This window comes from Mesorhizobium sp. M4B.F.Ca.ET.058.02.1.1, assembly GCF_003952505.1.
Taxonomy (GTDB): Bacteria; Pseudomonadota; Alphaproteobacteria; order Rhizobiales; family Rhizobiaceae; genus Mesorhizobium.
On sequence record NZ_CP034450.1, the window covers coordinates 6,045,885 to 6,062,243 of the forward strand.

At 63.6% G+C, this 16,359-nt stretch carries 20 protein-coding genes and 1 pseudogene; 11 read left to right on the plus strand and 10 right to left on the minus strand.

The window, feature by feature from the left end; genetic code table 11:
- Positions 1-168 precede the first annotated feature (168 nt).
- The 3 genes from EJ073_RS29485 (at position 169) to EJ073_RS29495 (ending at position 1,970) form a co-directional block, all read left to right on the plus strand.
- A complete protein-coding gene (locus EJ073_RS29485; RefSeq protein ID WP_126058719.1) occupies positions 169-1,110 on the plus strand; it encodes a phosphoribosylaminoimidazolesuccinocarboxamide synthase in 942 nt (313 codons plus the stop codon).
- Between the two features lie 100 nt (positions 1,111-1,210).
- A complete protein-coding gene (locus EJ073_RS29490; RefSeq protein WP_126058720.1) occupies positions 1,211-1,606 on the plus strand; it encodes an acyl-CoA thioesterase in 396 nt (131 codons plus the stop codon).
- A 70-nt stretch (positions 1,607-1,676) separates the two neighbouring features.
- Entirely contained in the window at positions 1,677-1,970 is a 294-nt protein-coding gene (locus tag EJ073_RS29495; RefSeq protein WP_126058721.1) for a hypothetical protein, read from the plus strand.
- Positions 1,971-2,070: 100 nt separating this feature from the next.
- On the opposite strand, the gene EJ073_RS29500 is transcribed toward EJ073_RS29495, so the two are convergent.
- Positions 2,071-2,439: a helix-turn-helix domain-containing protein gene (locus EJ073_RS29500; RefSeq protein ID WP_187331432.1), complete on the minus strand. Its 369-nt coding sequence runs from the start codon at positions 2,437-2,439 to the stop codon at positions 2,071-2,073.
- Positions 2,440-2,532: 93 nt separating this feature from the next.
- Between EJ073_RS29500 and EJ073_RS29505 the strand changes: the two genes are divergently transcribed.
- Positions 2,533-3,138, plus strand: a complete 606-nt coding sequence (locus tag EJ073_RS29505) for an NADPH-dependent FMN reductase (protein WP_126058723.1) — start codon at positions 2,533-2,535, stop codon at positions 3,136-3,138.
- Between the two features lie 58 nt (positions 3,139-3,196).
- Here EJ073_RS29505 and EJ073_RS29510 read toward each other — a convergent pair.
- A pseudogene (locus EJ073_RS29510) lies at positions 3,197-3,560 on the minus strand (helix-turn-helix domain-containing protein).
- Between EJ073_RS29510 and EJ073_RS33015 the strand changes: the two are divergent.
- Positions 3,505-3,627: a hypothetical protein gene (locus EJ073_RS33015; RefSeq protein ID WP_348627278.1), complete on the plus strand. Its 123-nt coding sequence runs from the start codon at positions 3,505-3,507 to the stop codon at positions 3,625-3,627. The pseudogene EJ073_RS29510 and the gene EJ073_RS33015 overlap by 56 nt on opposite strands.
- Positions 3,628-3,690: 63 nt before the next feature.
- Positions 3,691-3,831 (plus strand): zinc-binding dehydrogenase, encoded by a 141-nt coding sequence (locus EJ073_RS29515; protein WP_245455415.1) that lies wholly within the window; start codon positions 3,691-3,693, stop codon positions 3,829-3,831.
- Positions 3,832-3,874: 43 nt separating this feature from the next.
- Here EJ073_RS29515 and EJ073_RS29520 read toward each other — a convergent pair whose 3' ends face one another.
- Positions 3,875-5,176 (minus strand): glucoamylase family protein, encoded by a 1,302-nt coding sequence (locus EJ073_RS29520; RefSeq protein ID WP_126058725.1) that lies wholly within the window; start codon positions 5,174-5,176, stop codon positions 3,875-3,877.
- Between the two features lie 170 nt (positions 5,177-5,346).
- Between EJ073_RS29520 and EJ073_RS29525 the strand changes: the two genes are divergently transcribed.
- Positions 5,347-6,273, plus strand: coding sequence for a DMT family transporter (locus EJ073_RS29525; protein WP_126058726.1), 927 nt, complete (start codon positions 5,347-5,349; stop codon positions 6,271-6,273).
- A 9-nt stretch (positions 6,274-6,282) separates the two neighbouring features.
- Here the strand turns inward: EJ073_RS29525 and EJ073_RS29530 are convergent, their stop codons facing one another.
- A complete protein-coding gene (locus tag EJ073_RS29530; protein WP_126058727.1) occupies positions 6,283-7,191 on the minus strand; it encodes an alpha/beta hydrolase in 909 nt (302 codons plus the stop codon).
- A gap of 137 nt (positions 7,192-7,328) precedes the next feature.
- Here EJ073_RS29530 and EJ073_RS29535 point away from each other — a divergent pair, with 137 nt between their 5' ends.
- A complete protein-coding gene (locus EJ073_RS29535) occupies positions 7,329-7,895 on the plus strand; it encodes a CGNR zinc finger domain-containing protein (protein ID WP_245455416.1) in 567 nt (188 codons plus the stop codon).
- A 2-nt stretch (positions 7,896-7,897) separates the two neighbouring features.
- On the opposite strand, the gene EJ073_RS29540 is transcribed toward EJ073_RS29535, so the two are convergent.
- Together EJ073_RS29540 and EJ073_RS29545 are read right to left on the minus strand one after the other, a co-directional pair.
- Positions 7,898-9,208: a hemolysin family protein gene (locus EJ073_RS29540; protein ID WP_126058728.1), complete on the minus strand. Its 1,311-nt coding sequence runs from the start codon at positions 9,206-9,208 to the stop codon at positions 7,898-7,900.
- A 47-nt stretch (positions 9,209-9,255) separates the two neighbouring features.
- Entirely contained in the window at positions 9,256-10,191 is a 936-nt protein-coding gene (locus EJ073_RS29545; RefSeq protein ID WP_126058729.1) for a LysR family transcriptional regulator, read from the minus strand.
- A 126-nt stretch (positions 10,192-10,317) separates the two neighbouring features.
- Between EJ073_RS29545 and EJ073_RS29550 the strand changes: the two genes are divergently transcribed.
- A complete protein-coding gene (locus EJ073_RS29550) occupies positions 10,318-11,340 on the plus strand; it encodes an NAD(P)-dependent alcohol dehydrogenase (protein WP_126058730.1) in 1,023 nt (340 codons plus the stop codon).
- A 15-nt stretch (positions 11,341-11,355) separates the two neighbouring features.
- Here EJ073_RS29550 and EJ073_RS29555 read toward each other — a convergent pair whose 3' ends face one another.
- The 4 genes from EJ073_RS29555 to EJ073_RS29570 all read right to left on the minus strand — a co-directional run bounded on the left by EJ073_RS29555 (position 11,356) and on the right by EJ073_RS29570 (position 14,775).
- Positions 11,356-12,063, minus strand: a complete 708-nt coding sequence (locus tag EJ073_RS29555) for an LssY C-terminal domain-containing protein (RefSeq protein WP_126058731.1) — start codon at positions 12,061-12,063, stop codon at positions 11,356-11,358.
- Positions 12,064-12,136: 73 nt separating this feature from the next.
- On the minus strand, positions 12,137-13,003 hold the full coding sequence (locus EJ073_RS29560) for an extensin family protein (protein WP_126058732.1): 867 nt from the start codon (positions 13,001-13,003) through the stop codon (positions 12,137-12,139).
- Positions 13,004-13,116: 113 nt separating this feature from the next.
- Positions 13,117-14,157 (minus strand): extensin family protein, encoded by a 1,041-nt coding sequence (locus EJ073_RS29565; protein ID WP_126059387.1) that lies wholly within the window; start codon positions 14,155-14,157, stop codon positions 13,117-13,119.
- 192 nt (positions 14,158-14,349) lie between these two features.
- A complete protein-coding gene (locus tag EJ073_RS29570) occupies positions 14,350-14,775 on the minus strand; it encodes a DUF3775 domain-containing protein (protein ID WP_126058733.1) in 426 nt (141 codons plus the stop codon).
- Positions 14,776-14,976: 201 nt separating this feature from the next.
- Here EJ073_RS29570 and EJ073_RS29575 point away from each other — a divergent pair, with 201 nt between their 5' ends.
- On the plus strand, positions 14,977-15,510 hold the full coding sequence (locus EJ073_RS29575) for a tetratricopeptide repeat protein (RefSeq protein WP_126058734.1): 534 nt from the start codon (positions 14,977-14,979) through the stop codon (positions 15,508-15,510).
- Positions 15,511-15,793: 283 nt separating this feature from the next.
- Entirely contained in the window at positions 15,794-16,267 is a 474-nt protein-coding gene (gene greA, locus EJ073_RS29580; protein WP_126058735.1) for a transcription elongation factor GreA, read from the plus strand.
- Positions 16,268-16,359: the final 92 nt, after the last annotated feature.

Sequence of the window (16,359 nt, forward strand, 5' to 3'; positions counted from 1 at the left end):
GACGCGCCGGGTTCGCCGCGTCGCCGCGCCTTCCGGCATCGGTTGTGAAAAATACGACCGCCGCAATACGATGGAGTTGCGGGATAACCCGACAATCCCGCTTGATATGCACGGGGTCGAGAGCTTATGCGAAGGCATCGAGCAATCCGCGGGAGGCAGGAGATCCATATGCGTACCCTCTCCGATGCCTTCATCCCGGAACTGCCCGGTTACTACAAGGGCAAGGTCCGCGAAAACTACGACCTGCCGGACGGCAGGCGCATCATCATCGCCACCGATCGCCTCAGCGCCTTCGACATCATCCTGGCCTCGATCCCGTTCAAGGGCGAGATCCTCACCCAGACCGCCCGCTACTGGTTCGAGGAAACGGCCGACATCTGCCCGAACCATGTTCTCGAATACCCCGACCCGAACGTCGTCGTCGGCACAAGGCTCGATATCCTGCCGGTCGAGATCGTCGTGCGCGGCTATCTGGCGGGAACCACCAGCACCTCGATCCTGACCAGGTACCGGAAGGGCGAGCGGACCATGTATGGAATGAACCTGCCGGACGGCTTGCGCGACAATGAGAGATTGGCCGAGCCGGTGATCACCCCGACGAGCAAGGCCGCGGATGGCGGCCATGACGAGCCGCTGTCGAAGGCCGAGATCCTCGAACAGGGACTTCTTACGCCAGCACAGTGGGATACGGTGTCGGACTACGCCTTGCGGCTGTTCGCCCGCGGCCAGGCGCGAGCCGCCGAACGCGGCCTGATCCTGGCCGATACGAAATATGAATTCGGCACCGACAAGAGCGGGGCCATAATCCTGGCCGACGAAATCCATACGCCGGACAGCAGCCGGTACTGGATTGCGGCGAGCTACGAAGATGCCTTCGCGAGCGGTGGGCGGCCGGAGAGTTTCGACAAGGATTTCATCCGGTCATGGGTCGCGGCGCGCTGCGATCCTTACAGGGATCCGATCCCGACGATACCGGACGAGATCGTCGCACAGGCTTCGCAGGTCTATGCGCAGGCCTATGAGGCGATCACCGGCAAGGAATTCGTCCCCGACGTTTCCGGGGCTACCGTGCTCGATCGCATCCGCGCGAACCTCGAGCGCTACTTTTAGGGTCAAGCCAGCCGCTCCTTGCGACAGCATCGGCGGCGCGTTGACCTGCCGGCGCCGTGACGCTACGGGATCATGTCATCGATCTCAGGGGATTTGCGGTATGGTGCACTACGCGGACGGACGGCCGATCGGCGACCTGACACTGCGGACGCTGGCCATGCCGTCCGACGCCAACGCGGCTGGCGATATCTTCGGCGGCTGGGTGATGGCGCAGATGGACCTTGCCTGCGGCATCCGCGCCGCCGAGCGCGCCAAGGGCCGCGTGGTGACGGCGGCGGTCAAGGAGATGTCCTTCGCCAAGCCGATGAAGATCGGCGACACGCTCTGCATCTACACCCATGTCGAGCGCGTCGGCCGCACCTCGATGGCGCTCAAGGTCGAGGCCTGGGCGCAGCGCTATCTGTCCGACCTGATGGAGAAGGTCACCCATGCCGATTTCGTCATGGTGGCGCTGGACGGCGAGGGCAAGCCGAAGGCGGTTCCGGCCGAAGGCTAACCCGGCTCCGGCAGGCGAGGGCCCTGCCGGCGGGCTGCGTGAGCTCCTTCACAGTCATGCGCAAATTTCCGTGACCAAGTCCGCCGGGGCTTGGGGGAAGACAATGCGTCAACGAACGCTGAACGGTGTTCTTGCGGGAGCCGTCCTGGGCCTGTTCGGCCTGCTCGCCGCAACCGCCTATACCGAGATCAAGCAAGCCGATGCCAGGCTCTCTTGCGCTTCGCAAAATTGCGTCATCGGCAAGCCGCCGGGCGCAAGCGAAAAATGCCTGGCGATCAGTTGCGACGCCGGCCAGAAACCGCGGACGATTGCCGCGAGCAGACGGCCCGCCGGGCTGACTGCGAGACGATCCACCGGAAGCTGAAAACGGGACGGACACGCCACAGCGGCCGGCCAGAAAACGGGTCGGCACGAAGGTTCATCCTTCGCGGGCTTGCGCCAAAAATCCTTGCGGCAACAGGCTTTCAGCCGTGCAGACCGTCGAATTTCTCGCGCGCGGCCCTGACCCTGGCGGTGTTCCTGCGCGCCCATGCGCCGAGCGCGCTGACGGGGACCAACAGCTCGTGGCCAAGCTCTGTCAGCTCGTAGTCGACGCGCGGCGGGATGGTCGGGAAGACGGTGCGGATGACGAAGCCATCGCGCTCCAGACCGCGCAATGTGGTGGTCAGCATCTTCTGCGAAATGCCGCCGACGGCGGCGCGCAGTTCATTGAAGCGCAGCGGTCCGTCGCCGAGCTTGCCGACCACCAGAACGGTCCATTTGTCGCCGACGCGCTGCAGGATTTCCGACACGGCGCGACAGTCTTCGGTGATATGCGGGTGCCTCAGTAACAAAAACGTGCCTCCTTGCACTTCGCTTTTGCGGTATCTCATATAGCGCCGGTATCCAAACGATACCACAATTTCCCGCAAGGAGAGCCTCCCAAAATGTCCAAGCCCAAAATCGCCATTATCGTCGGTTCGACGCGCGCCGCACGCTTCGCCGACGTGCCGACCGAGTGGATCGCCAAGATCGCCAAGGCGCATGCAGACATCGACGTCGAAGTCGTCGACCTGCGCGACTTCCCGCTGCCGTTCTTCGACGAGGTCGCTTCCTCCGCCTGGGCGCCGTCGCAGAACGAGGTGGCGCAGCGCTGGCAGAAGAAGGTCGCCTCTTTCGACGGCTTCATCTTCACCGCCGCCGAGTACAATCACGGCCCGACGGGTGTGCTGAAGAACGCCATCGACTACGCCGCCAACGAGTGGAACAAGAAGCCGGCCGGTTTCGTCGGCTATGGCAGCGTCGGCGGCTCGCGCGCCGTCGAACAGCTCCGCCTCTACGCCGTCGAGCTGCAGATGGCGCCGGTCAAGTCGGCGGTCCATATCGCCTGGGGCGATTTCCTGGCGGTTCGCCAGGGCGAGAAGAAGCTCGAGGATCTCGAGCATCTGAACCAGGCCGCCGCGGCGCTCGTCAACGACGTCGCCTGGTGGGCCAAGGTGCTCAAGGCGGCCCGCGCGGCCGACGCGATCGCCGAGGAAGCCAAGGCGGCCTGAGCCGTCAATCCGAGACAATCCTCCCAAGGGATATGGGGCGGCGCTTGCGCCGCCCTTTTCAATTTGCCGCCTGCGCGGACTGCCTCGGCCTCATGACGCAGTCCGCCACCCGGTCGTGCTCGTCGAGCTCGTCGGCATGGTGCTGCCCCCATTCGCACAGCGCCAGAAGGATGGGCTCGGGGCTGAGCCCAAGGGGCGTCGCGAAGTATTCGACGCGCGACGGGATCTAGGCGAAGACCCTCGCGGCGAACAAGGCCGTGCTCCTCCATTTCGCGCAACTGCTGGATCAGCACCTTCTGGGTGATCGAAGGCACCAGTGCCTTCAGCGACGAGAGTCTCCGGGGACCATCGAACAGGTGGTAGAGGATGACCGTCTTCCAGCGGCTCGAGATTACTTTCAAGGCACGCTCCGCCGGCAGCATCGGCAGTTCTCTTGATCGGGCCGGCCATGGTCACTTCCTGGTGAGCAGCGGACAAATGAGTGTGTAGTCGAGACAGCGCAGATAGTGGCAATGCACGGCCGATGCCATAGCGATCGGAGTTTGCCGTGGCTTGCGCCAGCTTTTCGATTTGGCTGCCGGCGGCCTGTTGGGTGTCACGTCCGGTGGCCGCTTCCCACTCGACCAGGCCGGTGCGGCTCACCGCCTTATCAAGGAGCGCCGCTCGACAGGTAAGATCGTGCTGGTGGCGTGATTGTCGTGGTCGATTCTGGAACCCGCCTGGTCATCGCTGCTGGTCACAGCCAGCCACCCGAAAATCCGGCTCGTCGCAGGCCCGTGGCGATGGCCGGTACGCGGCGCATGAGCCGCCACAGGAAGTCCGACCGGTAGTTCTCGATCATCAGCGCGATCGGCCCCTGGTTGATGCCGACATGGTCCGGCGATACCCAGCCGCAGGCGCGGCCGTCGGCAGCGGCGATTGTCGGATTGAAGCTGGCGGTGAAGCCGTAAGGGTTGCCCTCGTGCAGGTCGATCTCGCGGAAATGGCGGAGCACCGGCAGCACGATCTCGGGCGCAAACGGCAATGAGGTAATCGCCGCCCAGGGCGACAAGGTGCCGTCATCCGGACCGAAAGGCGCGCCGCGCGCCAGATAGCCGAAGAAGCGTCGGCCGCCGATCGTCAGAGGGAGCTTTTTCAGGCCCGGGCCATCACTGGCGGTGACGCCCCAGCAATTCTCGTCATAGCCGACGAAGCCCTTCGGATTGCGGATGGCGTAGTCGCGCTGCAGGTAGGTCGCCTGGCGGCTGTTCTCGAAATAGTCGGTGCCGTGCCTGTGCATGAAGGCATCGCGGATGCCGCGGAAATCGATCCAGACATGTGAGAACTGGTGGACGAAGAGCGGCCCGGCATAGACCAGTTCCCGGCCATAGATCTTCTTCCACTTGTAAGTGGAAAGCCAGGCCGCATAGGACTCGGGCGGCAGCGGATGGGTCGGCGAGGCGAGGCCCAGCACATAGAGGATCACCGCCTCGTCATAGCCTTGCCAGCGGTAGCGCAGGAAGCCCTTCTCGGGCCGCCAGCCATGGCTGACGGTAGCGCCGCCATCCTGCGCCCAGCGCCAGTCGGCGCGGCGATAGAGCGCATCGGCAAGCCGGCGGATTTCCAGTTCGGATTCGTCGTCGGCGTCAAAATAGGCGCCGGCTGCCAGCACGCCGGCAAGCAGAAGTGCCGTGTCGACCGTGGACAGCTCGCACTTCCAGACGCGGCGGCCTGTCTTCATGTCAAGGAAATGATAGTAGAAGCCCTTGTAGCCGGTGGCGTCGGGTTCTGGCCCGTGCGGCGCGTTCCAGAAGAAGCGAAGCGTGGCGATCGTCCGTTCAACGGCAGCGTCGCGGGTCATGAACCCACGCTCGACGCCGACGGGATAGGCCGACAAGGCGAGCCCGACGGCGGCGATGCTGGCGGGCGACGCCGGCGTGTTGCGGTCGGCGATCAGGCCATTTGCCGGGTTGGCCTCCTTGAGAAAGTAATCGAAGGACAGGCGCTGGATGCTGGAGAGAAGTTCCTCGTTCAGCTTGTGGTCGCTCGATGCATCCATGGCTACCGATATAGAGGCCTTCGCGGCGCTTCCCAACTTTTTGGCCGATCAATCATAGTGAGGCAGGCGAGGGCCGATAGCGAGAGGCGCATCAACCGCGCCGATTGGACCGCCATATCGACGGCGCTGCCATCTGGTCCCGCCGATTGCCCTGAGATATCCGCAGCCAGATGAGTGAAGCCGTGAAGACATCCAGCCTGACAGGCGTCGTTTCCCCGATGATTCCGGTGCTCGTATGCGCGCTCGCCATCTTCCTGCTTTCCGGGATGGATGCGGCGATGAAGACGCTGGTTATCGCCGTGGGCGTCTACAATACGGTGCTGTGGCGCGGCTTGCTCGCGACTGCAGTCGCGGGCGCAGCTTGGTCAGCGGGATCGTGCTCGCTGCCAACCATTGCGGTGCTGAGGCTACATGCCCTGCGGGCCATGGTTGTCGGCATCGTCCTGATATCATTCTTCTGGGGGCTTGGCAGGCTGCCACTCGCGGAGGCCGTCGGGCTCAGCTTCGTTGCGCCGTTGATCGCTCTCTTCCTCGCCGCGTTGTTGCTGGGCGAGCGAGTCCGGCGGGAGGCAATCTGGGCATCGATCGCCGGCATCGTTGGCGTGGCGATCATCGTGTCGCGCCAGTTCGGGCAGGCAAGCTATTCGCAAGACGCCCTGCTGGGCACGGCGGCGGTGCTCGTATCGACGGTGTTCTACGGCTACAACCTGATCCTCGCCCGGCAACAGGCGCTGGTGGCCAAACCAGTCGAGATCATGTTCTTCCAGAGCTTGGCCGTTGCAATCATCCTCGGCCTCGCCGCGCCGTGGCTCGCCGTCGCCCTGCCAGCCAATCTTTGGCTTCCCTTGGCCGGAGTGACAGCGCTGTCGCTTGCCGGCCAATTCCTGATGAGCTGGTCCTACGCCCGCGCCGAAGCGCAATATCTCATTCCAACGGAATATTCGGCCTTCATCTGGGCGATCGCGTTTGGCTGGTTCTTCTTCGACGAGGCGGTCACCTGGACGACGCTCGCGGGAGCATGCCTGATCGTCGCCGGCTGCCTGATCGCCGCGCGGGCAAACCCGAAACTTGCCGAGCCGATCGAGGCAGCCGTTTGACCGTCGCGGTCAGCGCTTTTCGGAATCGCGAAAGACCCCGGTCTCCACCTCGTGCATGAAGTGAGCGATGTGCGCCGCGCATTGGCGATGGTGCGTCTCAAGCAGCATGTGGCCGCTTTCAAAGACATGGATTTCGATGGCGTGGAGGTCGCGATTGTAGGCCATGACCTCATCCACCGCGAAGAAGGCATCATGGCGGCCCCACAGCACAAGGCAAGCTGGCCGGTGGTTGCGCAAGTAGGCCTGGATGGCGGGGAAGCGCGCGATGTGTGAGCCATAATCTGTGAAGAGTTCGAACTGAATGTCAGTGTTTCCGGGCCTCTCCAGGCGCTCGGTGTCGAGATGCCAACTCTCGGGCGGAAACAAGACCTTCAGACGTTCTGGAAGACCGCCGATATACTGGTTGCGGGTGCCCTCGAAATTCATCCAGTCCGGCAGCTTGGCGCGGTTGTCGTCCGTCGGTTCGGCGAAGAACACCTTGGGTGCGTCCCAAGCCGGTCCCAGCCCCTCCTCATGGGCATTGCCGTCCTGGACGATCAGGCCGAGGATACGATCCGGCCGTCGTGTCGCGAGATGGTAACCGACGGGCGCGCCGAAGTCGGTGATATAGAGAAAGAACCGCTCGAGACCAAGGGCCTCAATGAATGCCTCGATCGTGTTGGCGAGGTTCTCGAACGTGTAGTCATAGGCGTCGGTGGAAGGGGCGGACGAGAAGCCGAAACCGGGCATATCCGGTGCCACCACATAGGCTGTCTCGGCCAGTGGCTCGATGATGTTGCGATAGACATGTGAGGAAGTCGGATATCCGTGCAGCAGCAGGATTGCCGGACGGTCCGGGTCGCCGGCATGACGATAGAAAATGTCGAGGCCGTCGGCACGGATGGTTTCGTGCCGTGTCTTGTAAGGATCGGTTCGCATCGTCTGTCTCCCATGGCCCCGTGCTGCTGGCGACGCTCTGGCTTTGAAACCACATATCTGTATGATTACGGTTACATCGTAACTGCATAATGCGGTTAATAGGGTTATGTTCCATGGCGCAGACACACACCGAATGGGTGCCGGAGCACTTCATAGGCGGGCATTCCGCCCTGGACCTGTCGAACGCCGTGTTCGACCGGCGCGTGCCGGCGCCCGACAATGAACTGTTCAAGTCGACCCAGGATGTTGCCAACTGGTTCATGGCTTCAGGGCTTGCCGACCATCACCAGGCGCAGGCCGTTTCCGAGATCGAAGATGGGCGCTTCGTGGAACGGGTTCGCGAAGTCCGTGAAGCGTCTTTTCAGATTTTTGAGCCGATCGCCGCGGGCAAACCGTCCGCGACCGAGGCGCTCAGCGTCCTGTTCTCATGCGCGGCGAGCCCGCTAGCCACCGGGTCGGTCGACTTGCACGACACCAGACCGCAGCCAAGCCAGTGGCGGGACCCGGATGCCGTCACCGCGTTCCTTGCTTTGCTGTCGGTCGAAGCCTTCTTCAGCTTGCCGCGGGACAGGCTGCATTCCTGTCCTCGCTGCGGCTGGCTTTTCCTCGATACGTCGCGCGGCGGCAAACGCCGCTGGTGCAGCATGCGCACCTGCGGCAACCGCGAGAAGGTCTCGCGCCATAGGGGGCTTAGCGCCGCCTAATGTCAGCGCGCGATCTGCCGGTGACTGTCCGGCAGGCGCGTTGCGATCAGCTTGTCGATGCGGCGGCCGTCGAGGTCTACGACCTCGAAGCGCCAGCCCTGCGCATCGACGCATTCGCCGGTCGCCGGCAGGTGATGCAGATGCGACAGCACGTAGCCGGCGACGGTCTCGTAGTCGCGGTTTTCGGGCAGGTCGATGCCGAGCACCTCGGCCATCTCGTCGGCCTGCATGTAGCCGGCGAGCAGCCACGAGCCGTCTTCGCGCTTGACGGCGTTTTCCTCCTCGCCGGCATCGAGGTCCGAGCGGAAGACGCCGGTTATCGCTTCCAGAATGTCGGCCGGCGTGACGATGCCTTCGAAATGGCCGTATTCGTCATGGACCAGCGCCATCGGCACGTCCGATTCCTTCAGCTTCTGCAGCACGTCCAGCGCATCGGCCTGGTCGTGCACGATGGGCGCGGCGCGCACATGCTGGCGTGGCTCCAGCACCTTGCCGCCGAGGATCGCGGCCAGCACGTCGCGTGTCTGGACGACGCCGACCATGGCGTCGACATTGCCGTCCCCCGCGGGCAGGCGCGAATGCTGGGTCTCGATCAGCAGCCTCTTGATGGCCGCCTCGTCTGACTGCAGGTTGATCCAGTCGACCTCGGTGCGCGGCGTCATCACAGCGCGCACGGCGCGGTCGCCGAGCCGCATGACGCCGGCGATCATGCGGCGCTCGTCTGATTCGATGGTGCCGTGATGCTCGGCTTCGGCGACCAGCATCTTGATCTCCTCGTCGGTGACCTTCTCTTCGCTCTCGCCGCGCTGGCCGAGCAGCCAGAGGACGGCGCGACCGGAAATGTCGAGCAGGAAGACGAGCGGCGCCGAGACGGTGGCGAGGACGGTCATCGCGGGCGCCGCCCGGACGGCAACCCGCTCGGGATCGCGCAGCGCGATCTGCTTCGGCACGAGCTCGCCGACGATCAGCGAAGCGTAGGTGATGATCGCGACGACGATGCCGACGCCAAGCGGATCGGCAATGGTTTCGCGCACGCCGTTCGATGCCAGCAATGCCGCCAGCCGCTCGCCCAGCGTGGCGCCGGAAAAGGCACCGGAGAGAACGCCGACCAGGGTGATGCCGATCTGCACCGATGACAGGAACTTGCCGGGGTTGGAGCCGAGCGCCAGCGCGCGGCCAGCGCCCTTAACGTTGCGGTCGATCATTGCCTTGAGGCGGGCAGGGCGTGACGAAACGATGGCAAGTTCGGACATTGCCAGAAGACCGTTCACGCATATGAGGACGGTCACGATGGCGATTTCAAGATAAAGCATGAAGGGTCAATAGCATTGCCGCAGTGCATTCGAAAATAGCGGGGCCGCTATTTTTCGAGGTCACTGCTCCAGGGGTGGTCCCAGGGCGGCGATGAGAAGTGCTCGACCAGCGCATCGACGACGACACGCACCTTGGGCGCGAGATTGCGCGTCACCGGCCAGATCGCATGGACGACGATGTTTTCTATGAGACAATCCGACAGGACAGTTTCGAGCTCGCCGCTGCTGAGGCTGTCGGCGGTCAGCCATGTCGGCAGGAAAGTGATGCCGCAGCCGGCGAGGGCGGCATCCAGCATCGGTTCGCCGTGGCCGAGGATCAGCCGCGCCTGCGGCCGGAATTTGCCGATATGGCCATCGGCATGCCTCACCATCCAAGGATGGACGATGCCGTTGCGGCCATAGGCGATGATGCTGTGGCCGGCGAGGTCCTCGATCGACTGCGGCCGGCCATGCTGCTCGAGATAGGCCGGAGCCGCGCAGATAGCCGAGCGCTGCGTGTAGATGCGCCTTGCCGCCAGCGACAGGCTGTCGTCGAGATCGCCCATGCGGATGGCGAGGTCAATGCCCTCCTCGATCAGGTCGACACGCCGATCGCTGAACGAGATTTCCATCGTCAGATCCGGGTGGCGACTGGCGATGCCGAACAGGACGGGCGCGACGCATCTGCGCCCAAAGGCGAGCGGCACGTCGACGCGCAGCTTGCCTGACGGCACCTGCCGGCGCGAAGCGAGCAACGATTGCGCGGCGTCGATCTCGGCAAGCGCCCTGACGCAGGCCTCGTAGTAGCTAAGGCCTTCGCTGGTCGGGCTGAGGCTTCGGGTCGTGCGATTGAGCAAGCGGACCGCCAGCCGCCGCTCCAGTTGCGCGATCGACTTGCCGACTGCCGATTTCGTAACGTTCAGGCGCTCGCCGGCGCCGGTAAAGCTGCCAGCCTCGACCGCATGCACGAAAGCGAGGATGCCTTGCAGGCTGGCCGCCTCCACGGCGCTCTCCTATTGTAGAATTTTATCTTCAATCAGTATCCAAATATACCGCATAGAGGCACTATTTTCCATAGTTTGATCGCTTAATTATTCCGCATCCCGATCAAAACGCGGAGGCGGACCGAGATGAGCATCAACATCAACAGATCCTGGCAGATGAGCGGGTTCGGCCTGTCAAAGCTGCAACTGGTGGACGGCAGGATACCCGAACCCGGCCCGCGCGATCTTTTGGTGCGCACCAAGGCGGTGTCGCTGAACTACAAGGACCGGATGATCGTGGACGGCGTGCTGATCCCCGACCTGGGCTTTCCCTTCGTGCCGACGTCCGACGCCGTTGGCGAAGTGGTGGCCGTGGGCAGCGATGTCCTCCGCTTTCAGGTCGGACAGCGCGTGCTCGGCCAGGTGCTCGCCGACTGGCCGGATGGCGATGCGCCGCCGGTGCTGCACAAGCACACGCTGGGTTCCTCGCTGCCGGGCACGCTGTCCGAATACGTGATCCTCGGCGAGGATGCCGCGGTGCTGGCGCCGCCGTCGCTGAGCGACGCCGAGGCTGCGACGCTGCCGATCGCGGCGCTGACGGCATGGTTCGCGCTGGCCGAGGCGACAAAGCCGGTGGCGGGCGAAACCGTGCTCATCCAGGGCACTGGCGGGGTGTCGCTGTTTGCACTGCAGTTCGCCGCTGCCTTCGGCCTGCGCGCCATCGTTACGTCAAGCAGCGACGACAAGCTCGCCAGGGCGAGCAAACTCGGAGCCTGGCAGGTGATCAACCATCGCAGCCAGCCGGCATGGGACGAGGTTGCGCGCGAGCAGACCAATGGCGCCGGTGTCAAGCACGTGCTGGAAATGATCGGCGGCGACAACGCGCGGCGTTCGATCAATGCGCTTGCCGCCGACGGCCGCTTGACGGTGATCGGCCTGCTCGGCAGCATGGAGCTGAACTTTCCAATCCTGCCCTTCTTGCGCAATCGCCTCACCGTGCAAGGCATTTCTATCGGCCATCGCCGCAGCTTCGAGCGCATGAACCAGGCGGTCGAGGCGCTCGGCATCAAGCCCGTCATCGACAAAGTCTTCGGCTTCAACGAGGTGCCGCAGGCCTTCGATTGTCTGGAAAAAGGCCCGTTCGGCAAGGTCGTCATCACCACGACCTGACCTCCACCGGTTCCGTCACGGCAGCGGTTTCAATACCCCGATCACTGCCTTGCCGTCGGTGAAATACGGATCGCCGCCGCCGTTGCGGCCCGTTTTCGTCGCACCGATTCCGGCGATTTCGCTGGTCGAGGCCAGCATGCCGGCATTGGTGAGATCGCCGATCAGGAAGTCGCGCTCGGCATCGATGTCGGGGCCGATGTGATGGGTTATCGCCCCGGTGTCGTGGCTGAGGCCGACGCCGCGGTCGAAGCTCGCCGCACCCAGCCAGAGCGGGCGTCCGTCATCGCCAACCGTGTTGGTCTGCCAGAAGCGGACATGGTGGCGCTGGTCGGCACTGTCGCCGACCGGCCTTTCGAAGGCGAGATCCTGGGCGCGGCCTTCGAACAGCAGCCTGCTCATCGGCGCATCGGGATAGGGCCGGGAAAACAGCACGCTTTCGCCGATGTCGATGGCGGTTCTCAGCGTGATGGCGTCGGCCGTGTCCCAGCCGGCGACCGCAAAGGCGTGGACGACCTCCTTTTCGGTGCCGACAAGGCCGACATTGATCGGGTCGCCCGGAATGCCTTGCGGCGTATGCGTCACCATCTCGAAATGCTGCGTGCGGTAGCCGCGCTCGCGCCAGGTCCAGAATTCCGGCGCGGCGACGTAGGCCAACCCGAGATATCCGGCGCAAAGTGCCGCCAGCCAGATCGCCGCGCGCCGCCGAAGGCTTCGCTTACTCACGAGAGGCCACTCCCAAACGCATGCATCATTTTATGCGCCGTTGCATCGGTTGGGCAAAGGGAACCGCAGGTGGTCAGCGGCAGGCGCGATAGCCGCTCCTGCGGTTCTTTATGTCGAAATGGAAATGGTTGCGGTGGTCGTAATTATAGCCAGGGCCGAGCACCGTGGTGAAATACTGGCAGCCGTCGGCGCGGACATTGTTGAGGAAGCCGCGGGTGCGGAAGGCGAACAGGCCGGGCTTGCGCACGTCGATGTCATCGCCGTTGTTGAGCTCAATGCTCATCACGTCGAGCGCGTTGCCCTTGCCATGTTCCGACAAGACACCTTCGCCCGCGATGTTGCGGCAGGAATAGCTGGATCCCTGGTGGATGGTCTTCACGCCCGAAAAATACCGCCAGCGGGCGGCCGGCACGAGCTCGTTCCTGGTCCAGGTGGCGAAGGTGGCGGCCATGTTGCAGGTCAGCGTGGCGGAGGGCTTCATCCCGACGCTGCCGATGGCCGAGACCCTGACCGGATAGTCGATGCCGCACTGGCCCTCATGGATCGGCTGCACGTCGGTGTATACGACGCCGAGGCGCCGCAATTCGTTGCGGCAATCGACTTCGCTCTGCGGCATCTGCTCGGCCGGCGACATCGGCTCGTCCATGCGCGGATAGGCGGCGGTCATATAGGGGTTGGAGGGGACGAGGCGCTGCATGCCGGTATATTGGGGCGCGGAATACTGGGGCGCGGAATATTGGGGCGCGGAATATTGGGGCGTCTCGGGCACGGCGGCGGTCTGGCTGCCGACGTCGACGGCCGGCTGCAGCGCAAACACATCGCCGGTGTTGCAGGCCGATACGGCCGCGATGGCAAGCAGCATCACCTGCCTGGCGGCAACGGAGCGCGCACGATTGTTCTGTCGCGCCATGGCAGGCATGGCGCCAAGTCTTCCGGCCATCGAAAGGTATCCTGTCCCCGGATGGCACAAGTCTAGTCGGCAAGAGTAAAGGAAAGATCAGCGCCCGCATTCACGCCTGGGGCCGAATTGCGGCGCCTGTTCTTCGCATCCACTCACTGGCAGAACGTTCCGCCATGGCGGCGCTGCTCGAGGTCGAAGTGGAAATGCAGTGCATGGTCGGCATCGGCGCCGGGACCGAGCACGGTCTTGAACGGCCCGCAGGCGGCCTTGCGCACACTGTTCAGGAATTTTGCATCCTTTTCGGGCGGCACTGGGCCGATCTCGACCTTTCGTCCGTCGGACAGCGTGAAGGAGGCGATGTCGAGCGCATTGCCGAAGGCATGCTCCGACAGCTTTCTCGTTCCGTTACGCGGGCGGCAGACAAACGCCGAGGCCTGGGTAATCGATTTGAGATCTACGCCGAATTCGGCTTTCGCCGCCGGCTGGATCACATCGACGGTGAAGCGGGCGGCAGCCTCGGCCATCTGGCAATTGAGTTCGGTGCCGGAGCCGATGCCGACAGATTTGCCGAGCGTTTTCAAAATGATAGGGTAGGGGATCGAACAACCGATTTCCGGATTGCTTTCCGCCTTATGCTCCTCGAATTCGACGCCGAGCGCCTTCAGCCGCTCGCGGCAGGCCACTTCGTCCTGAGGCATCTTGTCGGCAGGACGATCGGCCGATCGCGGATCGGGCAGCATTTTGTTGTTGTCGGCATCAGCCGGTTTTTCAGGTGGCTTCGGTGCGACAGCGGGCGGTTCGGCCACCGGCTCCGCGGTGTCGGGTCTTTGTGTCGGAATCGGCACCACGGTCGGCGGCTCAGGCTCGCTTTCGATATCGGGTGACGGCTCCGGCCCCGAAGGCTCGGGACGTGCCTGCTTTCCCTGACGAGACTTTTCTTGATTGAGCCGGTCGGCTGCGCCAGCGGGCTTTGGACCTGCAGCCTTCTGCTCTTCCGTCGTTGTCGCGTCGGCCTTTGGCGCTTCCGCTGGACGCGGCTCTGGCACCGGAACATCGGCGGGCGAGGTCGGCTGGTCCTGCCTTTGCCATTGCGTCTGCTTTGGTGCGATATGCCGCTTGCCCCGCGATCTCTGGCGGTGCTTGGCCCTCGGCCGTAGTGGCTGATCGGCCCGCTGCGTCAACGGCTGCTCCATACGCGGTGTCAGCGGCTGCCTGTGACGATGCCTGGCGTCGGCCGGCGTCGCTAGCAAGGTTGCCGCCAGCAAGGGCAGCGTCAGTCTGCAAAATCCGGAAAAGCTCAGCGTTGCCATCGGCCGGAAACGGCGCCGGCACGGCAAAGTTGCCCTGGAGGGGCGGCGTCGCGATCACAATCGGTTACCAACGCGTTACGCGCCGATCGCTTCCAGCCCTTCCTCCAGCCAGTCGGCGAGCAGCGGCATGCCGAGCAGGTATTTGGCCGTGCGCTTGTTGGCGCGCTCGCGCGCGGCGGCCAGCGCGTCCGCCCACTCCGAGGCGTCGTAGTCGCCGCGGCCGACCCAGGCCAGCGCGATGAGTTCGGCCGCCTCGTCGACATTGAGGTCGTCGATCAGTTCGCGCAGTTCTTCCTCGGTGAGGTTTTCCGAGCTTTCCTCGACGAGACCGTCATGATGGTGGCTGTCATGCGTGTCGCCGTCGAACTCGATCTCGTGCTCGGCGCCGTCGGCATAATCCTCATTGACGGCCGCGCTCAGCGCCTTCGCCTTGAGAATGAACAGGCGCACGGTGTCGGGACCGATCGAAAGCTCCCATTCCCGTTCGAGGCGCTGCTGCACTGGCCTTCTCCGCATCCTCCGTTGGCCGTTTGCCAGGATGATAGCCGATTTGTAGCGCGCGTCACGTGGGGTTCGGTCGTTTCCGGGCAAAATGCTGGAGGTCGGGGCTGAGGCGCAGGTTTTCAACGCCCCTCGTTTTTCCGGGATGAAACCGCTGACGGTCGGCGTTAGTATCGCATTGTCACGCTCCAGGAGGCTTCCATGCGCAGACGTTTGCTGATTCAAGTCATGGCCATCGCGGCTCTGCCGCTCTTTGTAGCGCCTGCCTTCACGGCCGGCGAAGGCGGTGGTGGCGGCGACCAGACTCCGAAGTGCAAGAAGGGCGAGGTCTGGGACAAGAAGAAGCAGAAATGCGTGACGCCTAAGTACGGCATGCTGGACGACGACAATATCTACGAAGCGGGCCACGACCTGGCGATGGCCGGACGCTATGACGAGGCGATCGCCGTGCTCAGCCTTGCGGCCAACAAGCAGGATCCGCGCATCCTCAACTATCTCGGCTATTCGCATCGCCATTCCGGCCGCATCACCGTCGGCCTCGGTTATTACGAGGAAGCCTTGCGCATCAATCCAGACTATACGCTGGTACGCGAATATCTCGGCGAAGCGCATCTCCAGATCGGCGACCTTGCCGGCGCCCGCGAACAGCTCAGCGAAATCGAGAAGCGCACCGGCAAGGGCTCGCGCGAATACGGCATGCTGGCCGAGCAGATCGACCATTTCCTGAGAAGCTGATTCGACCTCGACACCTTTCCGGCCGGCCGCGAGCGATCACGGCCGGCCTTTTGTTGCCGCGCCGGCAAATGATTGCTTTCGCGGCGATCGCCCTTGCGAAAGCAGCGGATGATTTTTCAAGACCGGATTTTTTGGCGTGAAAAACGCGCAAACATTGCTATATTCAGGCAAATTGCGGTGAAACGGTTCCGTTAGCCCAAGGCTGCCGGACCGTTTTCTTTTTGTACCCATCGACAAGGGCCATCCCCGAAAAGCGGGGGTGGCGGCAGGAAAGGTCAGGCATATGAACAAGGTCCCGATGACAGGCGAGGGGTTCGCGTCATTGAAGGAAGAACTGCGCTGGCGCCAGCAGGAAGAGCGGCCGCGCATCATCGAGGCGATCTCCGAGGCGCGTTCGCATGGCGACCTTTCCGAAAACGCCGAATACCACGCGGCCAAAGAGGCGCAGAGCCACAATGAAGGCCGCGTCAACGAGCTCGAGGACCTGATCGCGCGGGCCGAGGTGATCGACGTCACCAAGCTCAGCGGCGACAAGGTCAAGTTCGGCGCCACCGTGGTGCTGGTCGACGAGGACACCGAGGAGAAGAAGACCTACCAGATCGTCGGCGACCAGGAAGCGGACGTGAAGTCAGGCCGCATCTCGATCTCCTCGCCGATCGCGCGCGCCCTCATCGGCAAGGAAGTCGGCGACGCCATCGAGGTCAACGCGCCCGGCGGCGCGCGGGGGTATGAGATCGTCCAGGTGCAATTCATCTGAGGGGCTTTTGATAATTCCACTCTGGTGGCCGACTAGCGCGGTTTTCTGTGCTTCCGGTGCCCACGTACTTTAAGTACGCTCCGCGCCGGTTC